General features: G+C 64.7%; 13 protein-coding genes and 1 pseudogene. 6 read left to right on the top strand and 8 right to left on the bottom strand.

Annotated features, from left to right (window positions below):
* Window positions 1-20: 20 nt before the first annotated feature.
* From dalD to mutL, 3 genes are all read right to left on the bottom strand, one after another.
* Window positions 21-1,427 carry a D-arabinitol 4-dehydrogenase gene (gene dalD / locus U5A65_RS20980; protein ID WP_321947226.1) on the bottom strand — a complete coding sequence of 469 codons (1,407 nt, stop codon included), beginning with the start codon at window positions 1,425-1,427 and terminating at the stop codon, window positions 21-23.
* Window positions 1,428-1,667: 240 nt separating this feature from the next.
* A complete protein-coding gene (gene miaA, locus U5A65_RS20975; RefSeq protein ID WP_321947224.1) occupies window positions 1,668-2,648 on the bottom strand; it encodes a tRNA (adenosine(37)-N6)-dimethylallyltransferase MiaA in 981 nt (326 codons plus the stop codon).
* Window positions 2,645-4,795 carry a DNA mismatch repair endonuclease MutL gene (mutL, locus tag U5A65_RS20970; RefSeq protein ID WP_321947222.1) on the bottom strand — a complete coding sequence of 717 codons (2,151 nt, stop codon included), beginning with the start codon at window positions 4,793-4,795 and terminating at the stop codon, window positions 2,645-2,647. The genes miaA and mutL overlap by 4 nt, the downstream gene beginning before the upstream one ends.
* A 224-nt stretch (window positions 4,796-5,019) precedes the next feature.
* Here mutL and U5A65_RS20965 point away from each other — a divergent pair, with 224 nt between their 5' ends.
* Window positions 5,020-5,706 (top strand): DedA family protein, encoded by a 687-nt coding sequence (locus U5A65_RS20965; RefSeq protein WP_321913775.1) that lies wholly within the window; start codon window positions 5,020-5,022, stop codon window positions 5,704-5,706.
* Window positions 5,707-5,801: 95 nt separating this feature from the next.
* On the opposite strand, the gene U5A65_RS20960 is transcribed toward U5A65_RS20965, so the two are convergent.
* Window positions 5,802-6,617: a mechanosensitive ion channel family protein gene (locus tag U5A65_RS20960; RefSeq protein WP_321935066.1), complete on the bottom strand. Its 816-nt coding sequence runs from the start codon at window positions 6,615-6,617 to the stop codon at window positions 5,802-5,804.
* Between the two features lie 287 nt (window positions 6,618-6,904).
* Here U5A65_RS20960 and U5A65_RS20955 point away from each other — a divergent pair.
* Window positions 6,905-7,525, top strand: a pseudogene (locus U5A65_RS20955) (ParB-like protein); the annotation flags it as partial.
* A 102-nt stretch (window positions 7,526-7,627) separates the two neighbouring features.
* On the opposite strand, the gene U5A65_RS20950 reads toward U5A65_RS20955, so the two are convergent.
* Window positions 7,628-8,008, bottom strand: a complete 381-nt coding sequence (locus U5A65_RS20950; RefSeq protein WP_321947220.1) for a hypothetical protein — start codon at window positions 8,006-8,008, stop codon at window positions 7,628-7,630.
* A gap of 334 nt (window positions 8,009-8,342) precedes the next feature.
* Window positions 8,343-9,272, bottom strand: coding sequence for a LysR family transcriptional regulator (locus U5A65_RS20945; protein WP_321913778.1), 930 nt, complete (start codon window positions 9,270-9,272; stop codon window positions 8,343-8,345).
* Between the two features lie 112 nt (window positions 9,273-9,384).
* Between U5A65_RS20945 and U5A65_RS20940 the strand changes: the two genes are divergently transcribed.
* The 3 genes from U5A65_RS20940 (at window position 9,385) to U5A65_RS20930 (ending at window position 11,248) form a co-directional block, all read left to right on the top strand.
* Complete coding sequence (locus U5A65_RS20940) at window positions 9,385-9,954, top strand: cytochrome b (protein ID WP_321913779.1); 570 nt, start codon at window positions 9,385-9,387, stop codon at window positions 9,952-9,954.
* 61 nt (window positions 9,955-10,015) lie between these two features.
* A complete protein-coding gene (locus tag U5A65_RS20935) occupies window positions 10,016-10,603 on the top strand; it encodes a YceI family protein (RefSeq protein ID WP_321913780.1) in 588 nt (195 codons plus the stop codon).
* 54 nt (window positions 10,604-10,657) lie between these two features.
* On the top strand, window positions 10,658-11,248 hold the full coding sequence (locus U5A65_RS20930) for a YceI family protein (RefSeq protein WP_321913781.1): 591 nt from the start codon (window positions 10,658-10,660) through the stop codon (window positions 11,246-11,248).
* Between the two features lie 106 nt (window positions 11,249-11,354).
* On the opposite strand, the gene U5A65_RS20925 is transcribed toward U5A65_RS20930, so the two are convergent.
* The gene (locus U5A65_RS20925) at window positions 11,355-11,801 is read right to left on the bottom strand and encodes a BspC domain-containing protein (protein WP_321935068.1); all 447 of its coding nucleotides are present in this window, start codon (window positions 11,799-11,801) and stop codon (window positions 11,355-11,357) included.
* A 287-nt stretch (window positions 11,802-12,088) separates the two neighbouring features.
* Window positions 12,089-12,883: a hypothetical protein gene (locus U5A65_RS20920; protein WP_321947218.1), complete on the bottom strand. Its 795-nt coding sequence runs from the start codon at window positions 12,881-12,883 to the stop codon at window positions 12,089-12,091.
* A gap of 403 nt (window positions 12,884-13,286) precedes the next feature.
* On the opposite strand from U5A65_RS20920, the gene U5A65_RS20915 reads away from it, so the two are divergent.
* Window positions 13,287-13,892: a helix-turn-helix domain-containing protein gene (locus tag U5A65_RS20915; protein WP_321947216.1), complete on the top strand. Its 606-nt coding sequence runs from the start codon at window positions 13,287-13,289 to the stop codon at window positions 13,890-13,892.
* Window positions 13,893-14,253 lie beyond the last annotated feature (361 nt).

Here is a 14,253-nt window from a genome sequence, read left to right as displayed (position 1 = left end):
GATCAAGCCGCGGTGTGGCTTCACACGCTGCAGCCGCGTGAGGCGAGCCACGCGTCGACGCGCGTGAGCGCGCCGCGCACGGCGACGCCCAGCGTCGGGTTGCCGGCTAGGCCGCCCCAGAGCAGCTTGTCGCCGAGAAACGTCGAGACAGGGTCGCCGCTGTCGAACATGCGGTGCACGGCCGCCTGGTCCATCACGCCATCCTGGTAGGTGTAGGGCAGCATGCCCTTGTGCCAGCGCGCGAGAAAGCGCAGGAAGAGCGCGGGCAGCATGGCCGTGGCGGCAGGCGTCGCGCCGCTGGCGATGCGTTGCGCGAGCGTGGGCGCGATGAAGCCGGGGATCTTCGAGTAGCCGTCGGCGGCCACGCGCTGGTTCGTGTCCTGGATATACGGGTTGCTGAAGCGTTCGAGCACGACGTCGCGATACTTCGCGAGATCGAGCGGGCTGGGCGTGAGGCAGGGAATCACGTCCTCGCTCACATACTCGCGCGCGAAGGTGCGGATGTCGGCGTCGTGGGTGCCTTCGTGGATGAAGTCGAGCCCAACGAGCGTGCCCGCCCACGCGATGCAGCTGTGCGTGGCGTTGAGGATGCGGATCTTCGCTTCCTCATAGGGCATCACCGATTCGACCATCTCCGCGCCTGCGCGCTCCCAGGCGGGCCGCCCGGCGCAGAAGTGATCCTCGATCACCCATTGAATGAACGCCTCGCCCATCACGGGACAGGCGTCGTCCACGCCAGTCGCCGCCTTCACGCGCTCGCGCACGTCGGGCGTGGGGCGTGGCGTGATGCGATCGACCATGGAGTCGGGGCAGGCCGTGTTCGCGTCGAACCAGGCGCGCAGATCCGTTGCGCCGCGCAGCGCGAGGAACTCGCGCATGCCCGCGTGAAAGCGCTTGCCGTTGCTGCGCAGGTTGTCGCAGGTCTGCAGTGTGACGGGGCCGCCCTCGCGTGCCATGCGCGCTTCGAGGATCGCGGCGAGGGCACCGTAAATGGTCGTGCGGCCGCCATTGAGGTCGGCAGCGAGGTCCGGGTTCGCGGTGTCGAGCCGGTCATGTTCGTCGAGGTAATAGCCGCCTTCGGTCACCGTGAACGCGATGATCTTGCAGTTCGGGTCGGCGCCCGCGTCGATCAGGCTCGCGAGATCGGCAGACCATGGCAGCACGCGCGTGATCGAGCGGATCGTTTCGTAGGCGCGCTCGCCCTGCGGCGTGACCGTTTCGAGCGTGTAGGCGCCGTTCTGCGCGGCCAGCGCGTCCATCACGGCGTTCATGTCGGAGCGGATGTTGCCGACAGTGAGCGACCAGGCGGCCTCGTCGGGCTTGCGCGTGAGGTTCACGCGATGCAGGTACCACGCCTGATGCGCCCGGTGAAACGACCCGGCGCCGATGTGCAGGATCACGTTCGCATTGCTGCGTTCGGTGTTCATTCGGTGTCTCCTTACTCAAAGCGGCCTGACGGCTCGAGCCTGAGCAATTGCTCTAGTGGTGAACGAATGATCGTATCCGGTCGATCGAAAGTCAAGCGGGCGAGGGCGGTTTTCGGTGGCGCGCTGCGGCGGCGGAGGACGCGCGCGCGGTCGTCGAACGCGCGTCGAGTGAACGTGGGTGGGGATGTTGTGGCGCACAAGGCGCCCGGGAATCGATGGCGGGAAAATGGGCCGGCGGTCTCAGCCGACAATCCGCTCCACCGCCGCGACGGCCTGTGCGGTCGCGTCTTGCGCGCAGCAATCCACGACGATGCGCTCCGGCATCGCGCGCAGCCACGTGAGCTGGCGCTTGCAGAGCTGGCGCGTGGCGAATACGCCCTTGTCGCGCATGGTGTCGTAGTCCGCGTCGCCGTCGAGGTATTCCCACACCTGGCGGTAGCCCACGCAGCGCATGGACGGCAGGCTGGGATTCAGGTCGCCGCGTGCGCGCAGCGCCCTCACCTCGTCGATGAGGCCGCCCGCGAGCATCGCATCGAAACGCGCTTCGATGCGCGCGTGCAGCACGCCGCGATCGGACGGTTCGAGCGCAACCGGCACGAAGCGATAGCGCGCGGCTTCATCCTCGCGCGTGGACGGCGTGGCGAGCAGCACCGACATCGGCTGCCCGCTCAGCATGAAAATTTCGAGCGCGCGCTGTATGCGCTGCGAGTCGTTCGGGGCCAGGCGCGCCGCGGTGGCCGGATCGACCTGAGCGAGACGGGCATGCATGGCGGGCCAGCCGTCGCGTGCGGCTTCGGCGTCGAGTTGCGCGCGCACGGCGGGATCGGCCGAGGGCAGGTCGTTCAGGCCTTGCGTGAGCGCCTTGTAATACAGCATCGTGCCGCCCACGAGCAGCGGCACGTTCCCGCGCGCAACGATTTCGCCCGTCACGCGCAGTGCGTCGGCGCGAAAGTCGGCGGCGGAATACGCATCCAGCGGATCGACGATATCGATCAGATGATGCACGGCGGCCGCCCGCTCCTCGGCGGTCGGCTTCGCGGTGCCGATGTCCATCTCGCGGTACACGAGCGCGGAATCGACGCTGACGATCTCCACCGTGCGCCCGCGCGCCGCCAACTGCGCGGCGTACGCAAGCGCGGCCGCCGTCTTGCCCGAGGCCGTGGGACCGAGCAGGCAAGCGACGGGCAACGCTTCAGCGGCTGGTTTCGTGGACTGCGTCATTGACCGCGCATGAAGAGCCGATCGAGATCGGCGAGCGTGAGCTGGTACCAGGTCGGCCGGCCGTGGTTGCACTGGTCGGCGCGCTCGGTCGTTTCCATCTGGCGCAGCAGCGCGTTCATCTCGTCGAGCGTGAGCCGCCGGTTCGCGCGCACCGCGTGATGGCAGGCGAGCGTGCCGAGCATCTCGTGCTGGCGCTCGGTGAGCACGCGCGAGCCGCCGTACTCGTGCAGATCGGCGAGCACGGCGCGCGCGAGCGCCTGGAGATCGGCGTCCTTGAGGAGTGCGGGCACCGCGCGGATCGCGATCGACGTGGGCGAAAGCACGGCGAGGTCGAAGCCCAGCGCCTCGAGCGTCGCCTTTTCTTCCTCGACAGTGCCCGTTTCGACGGGATCGGCCGTCATCGAGATCGGGATCAGCAAGGGCTGCACGGCGAGCGAGCGCTCGGCAAGGGCCTGCTTGAACTGCTCGTAAAGAATGCGCTCGTGTGCGGCGTGCATGTCGACGATCACGAGGCCGCGCGCGTTTTGCGCGAGCACGTAAATACCGTGCACCTGGCCGAGCGCGAAGCCGAGCGGATGGTCCTCGCCCGCTTCGAACGCGGCGTGCGGTGCGCCGGCGGCGAAGGCGTCGGCTGCGCCGTCTTGCGCCTGCGGCACGGTCGAGCCCTGCGCCGTGCCCGCGCCGACGTCCTTGCGGCCGAACAACGCGTCATACAGCGCGAGCGGCTGCGCGACCGGCAGGCTGCCTTGCGTCATGCGCGACTGGCGCAGCCAGGTGTTGCCGCTGCTCGCGTTGGCGCCGCCTGCGTTTGAAGCCCCAAAGCCGGAAGCGCGCGAGAGCGGGCTACCCGCGCCGCCGCCGAAGCTGCTCGCCACGCTTGCGGTGCCGAACTTGCCGTCCGTGCCGAAGCCGCCCGTAGCACCTGGCGCTGCGCCTGCGCGCGGGGAATCGGACGCGCCCGAAGCCAGCCCGACCGAGGCGCCCAGCACCCCGGCGCCCGGCAACGCGCGCGGCTCGATGAGCGCGGCCGCGTGGCCGCCCGAGGTCGTTTCGGGCGAGGCGCCCGCGTGGCGCGCAAGCGCGCGCTGCACGGCGTGGAACACGAACTGGTGAATCGAGCGCGAATCGCGAAAACGCACCTCGATCTTCGAGGGATGCACGTTCACGTCGACGGCTTCGGGCGGCAGGTCGAGGAACAGCACGTACGACGGATAGCGCTCGCCGTGCAGCACGTCCTCGTAGGCCGCGCGCACGGCGTGCGTGAGCAGCTTGTCGCGCACGAAGCGGCCGTTCACAAAGAAGTACTGCTGGTCGGCGCGGTTGCGGCTCGCCGTGGGCAGGCCCGCGCAGCCGTACACGGCGAGCGGCCCGGCGCGCTCGTCGAGCGGCAGGTGCGCCGTGGCAAAGACTTCGCCGAGAATCTTCGAAACGCGCGTGGCGGGATCGCTCGCGTTCCAGTGCTCGACCGCGCGGCCATTGTGCAGCACCGAGATCGCGACGTCCGGGCGCGCGAGCGCGCTGCGGCGGATCATCTCGAGGCAATGGCCCAGTTCGGTCTGCTCGCTCTTCAGGAACTTGCGGCGCGCGGGCGTATTGAAGTACAGCTCGCGCACCTCGATGGTCGTGCCCTGACCGCCCGCAGCCGGCGAGATCGCGCCCGTGTGGCCCTCGATCTTCACGGCGTGCGGCGCGTCGGCGCTGCGGCTCGTAATCGACATTTCGGCCACCGAGGCGATCGACGCCAGCGCTTCGCCGCGAAACCCGAGCGTCGCGACGCTTTCCAGTTCGGCGAGCGAGCGGATCTTGCTCGTGGCATGGCGCATGAGCGCGAGCGGCAACTCGGCTTCGGGAATGCCGCAGCCGTCGTCGGCGATGGAGATGCGCTTCACACCGCCTTCGTCGAGCAGGATGCGCAGGGTGCTCGCCCCGGCGTCGAGCGCGTTTTCCAGCAGTTCCTTGACGACGGAGGCGGGCCGCTCGACCACTTCGCCCGCGGCGATCTGGCTGATGAGCTGATCGGGCAGCGCCTGGATCGCGCGCGCGGGCTGCGCGGCGCGCGACGCGACGGCGGCGTCGGTCGTGCTGGCAGCGTGGGCGGCGTTGGCGGAATCCGGCGCGGCGCCGGTGGGTTCGGAATTCGAAGACATGCGCGCAATTATAGCGAGTCGGCGCGGCGCCACCTGGCGCGCATCTGCACCCCTAAAAACCGCCATCTAGCAGCGCTTTGTGCGCGAAATCACCGAAATTGGCGGGAATTTTTCGTGACAGCCAGGCACTTTCGGTATCATGGCGCGGTCAATTTTGCTTCTCGCGCAACACAGGGCGAACGCGCTTTTTCAGGCGCGCGGCCCACGATCAATAAGGGACACTTTTGGATACGCTTCTGCAGTTCGTCAATCTTGTCTTGCACATCGACAAGTTTCTCGGTGTCTTCATCCAGCAATACGGCGGCTGGGTCTACGCGGTGCTGTTCCTGATCGTGTTCTGCGAAACCGGGCTCGTGGTGCTGCCGTTCCTGCCAGGCGACTCGCTGCTCTTCATCGGCGGCGCGTTTGCCGCTACGCACGAGATGAATCTCGGCCTGCTGATCGTGCTGCTGCTCGTGGCGGCGGTCCTTGGCAATACGGTCAACTATCTGATCGGGCGCGCCATCGGGCCGAAGGTGTTCAATACGCACATTCCCGTGCTCGAACGCTTCCTCGATCGCGCCGCACTGCAGAAAACGCACGAATTCTACGAGCGCCACGGCGGCAAGACGATCGTGCTCGCGCGTTTCATTCCTGTCGTGCGTACCTTCGCGCCGTTCGTGGCGGGCGTGTCGCAAATGAGCATGCGACGGTTTCAGTTCTTCACGATCACGGGTGCGCTGTTCTGGGTGTTGCTGCTCGTGCTGCTCGGCTACTTCTTCGGCAACATTCCGTTCATTCGCCAGTATCTGAACGTGATCGTGCTCGTCGGCATTGGCGCTGCGATCGTGCCGATCCTGCTTGGCGGCCTGTGGAAGATGCTGCGCAAGAACTCGCGCGGCGGCGCCGTGCGCAAGCCCAACGGCGGTTGAGCGCCAGGCGCCACCAGGCTGCAACGCAATAAAAAACGGCATCGCCTGCGAAGGCGATGCCGTTTTGCTTTGGCGGGCGCGTCGAATGTGGTGGGCTAGGTGCCCACGCGGCGAATGATCGAAGGCGTTTCGGGGGTGGGGTAGCCCGCGTCCTTGAAGGTCTCGACGATCGCGCGGTTGGTGTCGAAGTAGACCTGCCAGTAGGTGTCGTTGTTCGTGTAGGGCCGCACGGCCAGCAGCGGCCCTTCGGGCGTGAACGAGAGAATCTCGACATCGGGCGCCGGTTCCTGCGCAACGTTCGGAATTTTCGCGATGGCGGCGCGCAGGCGGTTCGCGGCGTCGACGGGATCGACACCGTTGGCGATCTTCGCGGTCAGCTCGACGCGGCGCAAGGGCGTCGCGCTGTAGTTCGAGATGGTGTCCGAGAAGATCTTGTTGTTGCCGACGATGTTGACCACGTTGTCCGGCGAGATGATGGTCGTGCCGAAAATGCCGAGTTCCTTCACGGTGCCCGTCACGCCGCCGGCCGTCACGAAGTCGCCCACCTTGAACGGCCGCAGCACCTGCATGAACACGCCCGCCGCGAAATGCGCGAGCAGGCCGCCCCACGCCGTGCCGATGGCGAGGCCAAGACCGGCGAGGAGCGCCGCGAACGAGGTGGTCTGCACGCCGAACACCTGGAGGATCGCGAGGACCAGCAGCAGGTTCAGGACGGCGGCGAGGATTGAACTGAGGTAATGCGCGAGCGTGGGATCGACGCGCTCGTTGCGCGCGAGCACCTTGCGCAGCAAACCGGCGACGAGGTTGATGGCCCAGCGCCCGATGATCCACAGGGCGATCGCCGCGACGACCTTGGTCCCGAAGTCGATGCCCCGGGTCATGATGAATACGCGGATGGTTTCGAGATCCAAAATGCCCTCGCTTGTGCCGTGGAATTGCCGTTGATCGAGCCGGAAAAGACGTGCAACCGACAGTGGCGGGGAGCGCGGCGCGTGCCGTGGCTGGCGCCGTCTGTCCCTCGGAGCATTTATAGGCGAACTGAAAAAAGCGCGCATCCAACGTGCCCAGCGGCTTGAAGGGTTGACCCCGCGCACGCAGCGCGAAGCGCGCGTTCAATCGATGCGGCGTGCATGGCCGTTCGGCTGTATCGTTGCGCGATCGACACCGACACTGACCCGCACCAAAAAGGAGGCCCGCCATGAACCTTCAGAACACCGATCTCCATCTCATCACCGTAAAGCTCGACGAGCTTCGCCCCACGCAGATCACGGTGGGCTTTCGGGAGGTGAACGCCAAACGCGCGCACTGGCAGGCGCTCGACAAGAAAGGCCGCGCGGCGGCCATCGACTCGCACTGGTTTCCCGCCGTGCTCGGGCCGAAGTCGCGCTACTACGTGGTCGATCACCACCACCTTGGCCGCGCGTGGCTCGAAGAGTCGGTGGAGAGCGTGCGGGTGACGGTGCTTAAGGATCTCTCGTGGCTCGAGCCCACCATCTTCTGGCGCATGATGGAGCACAACCAATGGGTGCATCCGTTCAATGCCTCGGGCGAGCGCTGCGAATTCGAACAGTTGCCCAAGCAGCTCCTGGGTCTCGCGGACGATCCGTATCGCAGCCTCGCGGGCGAGTTGCGCACGTCGGGCGGCTACGCGAAGGACACGACACCGTTCAGCGAATTCCTGTGGGCCGACTATCTGCGCCGTAAGGTATCCGAAACGCGCTTGCGCAAAGACTTCGACGCGGCGCTCGCCGACGCGCTTTCGCACGCGCACGATCCCGAAGCGCGTTACTTGCCGGGCTGGTCGGGGGTGGTGCCTGCCGCGGCGGCTGGCGTGCCGGCGGGGGCGACTGGGAAGGCGCCCAAGGTGGCGAAGGCGGATAGGGCCGCAAAGGTCAAGAAGAGCTGAAGCGGGCGGCGCGCCTTACATCGGCAGCGTCGATTTGCTGTAGGGAGACGTTTCGATTGCGTGCGCGCCGGCTGGTCCGCTGTGCGCCTGGCGTGCGTCCTGCCGGCGCGCATGCCGCGCGAGCAGCAGTGCCATCAACGCGGCGAGCGCGTAGGCGAAGGCGCGCTCGGGGTAGGTCTCGCTCGGGTTGTGCGCTTGCCACGGCCCACCGGCACTGGCGAACACGAGGAAGGTGACCGCCGTGTCGAACGCGAGTGCAATCGCCATCAAGCCGACGAAGATGCGCGTGCCATTGAGCGTGAGATCGGGCCGCGCGCAGACAACGAGCCAGCAACCCACGCGCACGGCGAAGAGCAAGGCGAGATTCCAGAGCAGAAAGCAGATGAAGTTGACCATGATGCGAAGTGATCGGGCGCGTGACGCAAAGCTCGCGCTGGGTGTTCGGGGCGTGCGGCGGTGCGCATGCCCACGCTCCCGGTGAGCGGTGGCGCGATCCTGGCATGGAGGTCCATCTCGATAAATGCGGGCAGACGAAGGTCGATGGCGCGAAGTCAGCGCCCGTCGTCGCGCGAGCCCGGCGCGATGCGGCTCGCGAGGGTTTGTGAAGCATTGTCAGGCGTGCGCGCGGTTGCGTTCTTGCAACTCGCAGGCGCATCGCTGAGGCGCCGTTGGGCCGACGATGGCCCGAAGTTGGCCCTCGGTTGGCTCGCGGTTGGCCCGCAGTGAGCTTTCAGCGCGCGTCGGGAAGTGCCGCTTGCGGCGGCGTGCCTTGGGTGAGGTAGTGGCAGAGCCATTCGCTGGCGGGGCCGCGTGCGGCGTCGGTGCGATGGATCAGCGAGATGTTGTAGCTCACCGAGCGCCGGTCCGCGAGCGCGACGCGCACGAGCCGCCCGGCTTCGAGGTCGGCTTCCACCAAATGCTTCGGCATCGACCCCCAGCCGAGGCCCGCGAGCAGCAGCCGGTGCTTGGCGCCGAGGTCGCCGAGCTTCCATGCGCGATTGCTGTACACGCCAAAGTTCTGGCCTTCGGTGAGGCGGCTTCGGTCGGTGAGGACCAGCTGCGTGTGCTCGCGCGCATCCGAAATACGCACGGGATGCTCCGCCTTGGCGAGCGGATGGCAGGGGGCGGCCACGAGCACGAGTTCCACGGTGCCGATGGACTGCGCCTCGATCACATGCGGCCAGTTGTGGTTCGGCCCGCTGATGCCGACCGCGCAATCGCCGTCGAGCACGAGCTTGAGCACGCCGCCAAGCGCCTCCATGGTGAGATTCAGTGCGACGGTGGGAAACGTGAACGCGAACGCCTGCAGCGCTTCGACGAGCCGCTGCGACGGAAACATCACGTCGACGGCCAGCGAAACCTCGCCTTCCAGTCCCCTCTGCAGGCCGGCCGCCTTGGCGTTAAGCTGACCCATGAGCAGATCGAGACGGCGCGCGTCGGCGAGGATCGCGCGGCCCGCGGCCGTGAGTTCCGGCTTGCGCTTGCCGCGCTCGAACAGTGCGACGCCCAGCAGCGCCTCGAGATTGGCGATCGTATAGCTGACCACCGACTGGGCGCGGTCGAGCTGGCGCGCCGCCGCCGAGAAGCTGCCGGTTTCGGCGACGGCGATCAGCGCGCGAAGCTGCTCGAGACTAGGGGAGCGGTCCGAGGTGCGGTCCACGAGATACGGTCCTTTTCGATCTATCGAAAAAGTGGATGATAACCATCCATTTTAGACGATTGTTTGAATAGGTTTGGCCGGGTAAAGTGCACACCTCGAATATTGGAGTCGTATGCCGATGAACCCTTCCGTCAAGCCCGCCGGCCGCTATAGCGGCTTTGCCATGCTGCTGCACTGGCTGATCGCTGCGCTGATCGTCTGGGGCTTTGCGCTCGGCTGGGTCATGACCGACATTCCCGGCATCACGCCCACCAAGCTGCGCTACTTCTCGTGGCACAAGTGGATTGGCGTGACCGTGCTCGCACTTGTGCTCGTGCGCATTCTCTGGCGCGTCACGCATGCCGCCCCCGCGCTGCCCGGCTCCATGCATGGCTGGGAAAGGCTCGCCGCGCATCTCGGCCACACCGCGCTCTACGTGCTGATGGTCGCGATCCCGGTGACGGGGTACCTGTATAGCTCGGCGGCAGGCATTCAGGTCGTGTACCTCGGCATCTGGCCGCTGCCCGTGCTGATCGACCCCGACACCGCGCTCAAGGGTGTGCTGCGCATCGTGCATATCGCGCTGAACTACACCTTGCTCACCGTGGTCGTGCTGCATGTGCTCGCCGTGATCAAGCACCAGTTGATCGACCGCCAGAACATCCTCTCGCGCATGCTGCCGTTCGGCACGCCGCGCGACTGACCTTGCGGCGCGTGCGCGCCGAATCCATTTTCCGATGCCTCCCACCTTGGACCGACAGCCCATGATCCAACGTCTTGCCCATACCGCTTCCGTCGTCGCGCTCGGCGCGGCGCTCGCCGCCGGCGCGACTTTCGCCACGACTTTCGCCACCAGCGCCAACGCCGCGGCCGAAGCCGCTAAGAACTCCGTCACCGCCGTGTTCAAGCAGATGAACGTGCCGGTCGAAGGTCGCTTCAATCACTTCACCGCCGACGTGCGCTTCGATCCGGCGAACGTCGCGGCATCGAGCGCGAAGCTCGACGTCGAAGTGTCGAGCTTCGACATTGGCGCGCCGGAATACAACAAGGAAGTCGCCGGCGACGAGTGGTTCGACGCCTCGCACTTCCCGCACGCGACCTTCGTCTCCACGCAAATCAAGCCGGGCGCGAACGGCGCGTTCACGGTGGCCGGCAAGCTGACCATCAAGGGCAAGACGACCGACGTCGTCGTGCCGGTGCAATACCGCAAGGACGGCGCCAACCAGGTGTTCGACGGCGCGCTGCCCATCAAGCGCCTCGCGTACGGCATCGGCTCGGGCGAGTGGAAGGACACCTCGATCGTCGCCGACGACGTGCAGATCAAGTTTCACATCGTGTCCGCCGCGCACTGACGCGCGAGCGGCATCATTTTTTCATCCAGTTTCTCTCGCACCAGGAATCGATTCATGAAGACCACGATTTTCGCCGCGGCCGTTGCCGCCTCGCTCGCCGCTTTCGTCGCCACGCCCGCGCTCGCGGCCACGACGACCTACAACATCGACCCGATGCACACGTATCCGAGCTTCGAAGCCGATCACTTCGGCGGCGTCTCGGTGTGGCGCGGCAAGTTCACGAAGAGCGCGGGCACGGTCACGATCGACCGTGCGGCGAAGACGGGCACGGTGGACGTGACGATCGACGCATCGTCGATCGATACGGGCAACTCGCAGCTCGACAAGCATGTGAGCTCGGCCGAATTCCTCGACACCGCCAAGTACCCGACGGCCACCTACAAGGGCACGTCGATCCGCTTCGACGGCGACAAGCCCGTGGAAGTGATCGGCACGTTCACGCTGCACGGCGTGACGAAGCCGCTGAACCTGAAGATCGACTCGTTCAAGTGCTTCCAGAACCCGATGCTCAAGCGTGAAGTGTGCGGCGCAGACGCATCGGCGCAATTCGACCGCGCGGATTACGGCGTGAACTGGGGCCAGTCGTATGGCTTCAAGACGGCAACGACGCTGCAGATCCAGGTGGAAGGCGTCAAGGCAGACTGAGTTGGCGCGCGGCATGGGCCGCGCCTCGCTCGATGCGAAAAAGCCCGTGCGTTGTTGGCGCACGGGCTTTTTTGTTGCATGCAGCGATAAGGATGACGAAGTATCGTCAGTGAATGGGCGACGTTGCATGCGTGCTGCGCGGCGACAGTGCGATATCGACGACGTGCGAATGCCAGATACCGCAGGTGGCCTTCACGGGGACCCAGGCGTACTTGCCGCGTACCTTGGCGAAGGCGTGCAGGTGGATCAACGTGTCGACGGATGTGACAGGCGTGAGCGCATCGCTTGCGGCGGGCGCGGGCGTGACATTGCCGGGCGCGGGCTGCTCGATCTTCGCCGAGAGCGCGCGGCGGTCGGGCACGAGCAGCGAATCGTAGCGCTGCGCTTTGCGCACCCACTGATCGAGCGCGGAGACGCAATTGACGACGGCGTCCGGCACGCGAATGCGGCGCAGGTATTCGTAGTCTTCGGGTTGCGGTTGGACTTGCGCATGAACGCGCAGACTGAGCCAGAAAAGCGCGAGCAGGGCGCAGGCAAGGGTCGTGAACTTCATGAGGACGTGGCCTGTGCAGCAGGGGATGGGACGGCGAGGGAGGGGGGAGTATACATGCTGGGCCGGTGGCCGCGCGCTGAGGCTCTCAAGGCCAGTTGCCTGCGAATTGCCATGCGCTGCAAAGCAAAAAGCCCAGTCCGGAGACTGGGCTTTTCGTTTGATTCTTTGGTAGGCCGTACGGGATTCGAACCTGTGACCAACGGATTAAAAGCCAAACCAAGCAGCTTGTACGTTATCGCTAATCACTTGAATTTACAAGAGATTTTATGACTGGCGATCACTGGGCATCATAAGATCTCACTCCCCGATTCCGGCAAAATTCCGGCAGAGGAATAGCGTCCCTTGGATCCCAGCAGTTGCTGGAGAGTATTCAACTGTTCGATCAGATCTTCGGGCCAAACCGTCGGAATGATCGGCAGGGTACCGGCCGGGGCATCACAGATTGCTCGAAAGTCCTCCGAAAGCCTTTCGCGACTTCGCTGCCAGCCCTCGGGAGAAGTTCTTTTGCGCTCGTCCTGAATGCGTCGTTGCCAAGTCAATAGCCAATTCCTTTGCGCATCAATGTCGAACCCTTTGGCAGAGCTGAGTTGACCAGCCCGAACCAGCGAGGGCCACATTTCGGCATGCGAGATCAGGTCGCGCAGATAGGTGCTCTCGAGTTGGGGGTAGTAAAGCTCTATGTGATTTGACCTGATTCCGCGCATCTTCACCTTGCCTGGTTCGCCGAAGGGCTGAAAATCCCGCGGAGGCGCGCCTACCCATAACGGATCTGTATCAGCGTCGGCAAGCTCGGAGAAATTCCAGATAACGACTGTCTCACGTGGTCGCCCGACAATGTCTGCAACCCTGTTTTCTAAGGCCTGGATTCGTTCCGCGAGCATTCCACGGGACTGAGGGTGGTCCGGTGCACGCAGGTACTTCTTATATGCATCGGAAGAGAAGCACAAACCACTGCCTTGCGATACGAGCTCGCTGTGCAGCCTCTTGTGAGTCCATCCGGTTCTTGCTCTGGCCTCGCGCAGCAACATTGCTGTAAAGCGCACCAGCTCGGTGCGGAGGGCTTGCTCACGATCGTTTACCAAACTGTCCCCTAGCGCGTGCATTTCCCTAATTCTAAATTCACTGCAAATCAATCTCAATGATTGGAGGTTTGCATGAAACCGCCGGAAATGGACTTTAGGGTGCAGTTTGGAAAAATGCCGGGGAACGCCGTAATCAGTAGGACCGAGCTTGCGCAGTTGCTTTGTACGACCCCGGGGTCCATCTCTCAGCTGGCGTACAGGGGGCTGCTGCCAAAGAGAGCATTTCCGAATCTGCGGCGGGCGTGCTGGTTTGTCAGCGACGTCCGCGACTGGCTGGCTGTGCAGGCTTCGCGTGCCGGGCAGAACATGCCAGTGGCCACGTCCGCTGATGAGGCCGGAGGAGCGGAGCGTCGCCGCATTGGCCGCCCTCGTGTTCAAGCCTGATGGTCCCGGAGACATCAGTATGAGCACAAATCTGGCGTCGCTGGTTCCCGATGGAATCGCTGGGGATTCCAAGGTTGAGGCTGATCTGTGGTGGCTGCGAATCATGCGCGAGCTAGTCGCAAATGGCACATGGAAAGAAATGAAGCCGTACGCCGCAGCAATCTATGTTGTGGTGAAAGCTTACGCCAATGGGAAAACCGGTGAGTGCAGCCTGAGCCAAGAGAAACTGGCTGACTTATCCGGCATGTCGCTTGCGCAAGGAAAAAGAGCGCTCACCAAGCTGGTTGAACTGGGTTTGCTCAAAGTCAGGAATGTCGGCCGTTACCGGCGATACGTGGTCGTTGAGCGTGTGTCATTGCGGGGGGCGGATGGTGTCGTTGCTACCGCGACGTGGCCATACATCCCGACTATCGCTGAGGCCGCAATCCGTGAAGTCAAGCGACTCGTGGAGGCAGAGAGTTTCCAGGGGGCCGGTACGTTCGTGAAGATCGAGCAGCTACAGGTGGTTATTGGTAACAACAACATTGTGGCTGGAGGCCACATTATGCTCAGCACCACGGAGCAGGGTAGTCAAGCATCTGCAGCTCTGGTCGAATTTGTTCACAGCTCCAAGGGAGCTAGATAATACACAGCTCCTGCTGAGCTATATGGCGATTTGATATGGCTCAGATTGAGCTAGATCGAGCCGCCGAACCCGGGGCATACAGCTCCAATGTAGCTACCAAAGAGAAGTTAGATATTTATAGAGATTCGGTCGCCGTTGGGCGAGCCGGATCGTCCGCTCTGCGGGCGGCCGGCGCTCTCACCAGGTCTACGGCTCGGGTGCCTCTGCTTGTACTCATCGAATGACCGGCACAGTTCGACCCACTTCAGCAGTTAGCGCGTTTCGCCGGCAACGCCGTTTGCAAATGCGTAGCGCCATTCGACACCATTCGCGAGTTCCGCGATCAGCATCCCTGCCGCGGTGTGCCCGACCACGCGTTGGC

The organism is Paraburkholderia sp. J10-1 (assembly GCF_905220165.1).
Taxonomy (GTDB): Bacteria; Pseudomonadota; Gammaproteobacteria; order Burkholderiales; family Burkholderiaceae; genus Paraburkholderia.
Note: the sequence above shows the minus strand (reverse complement) of the source record. Positions and strands in the feature narration are given on the sequence as shown.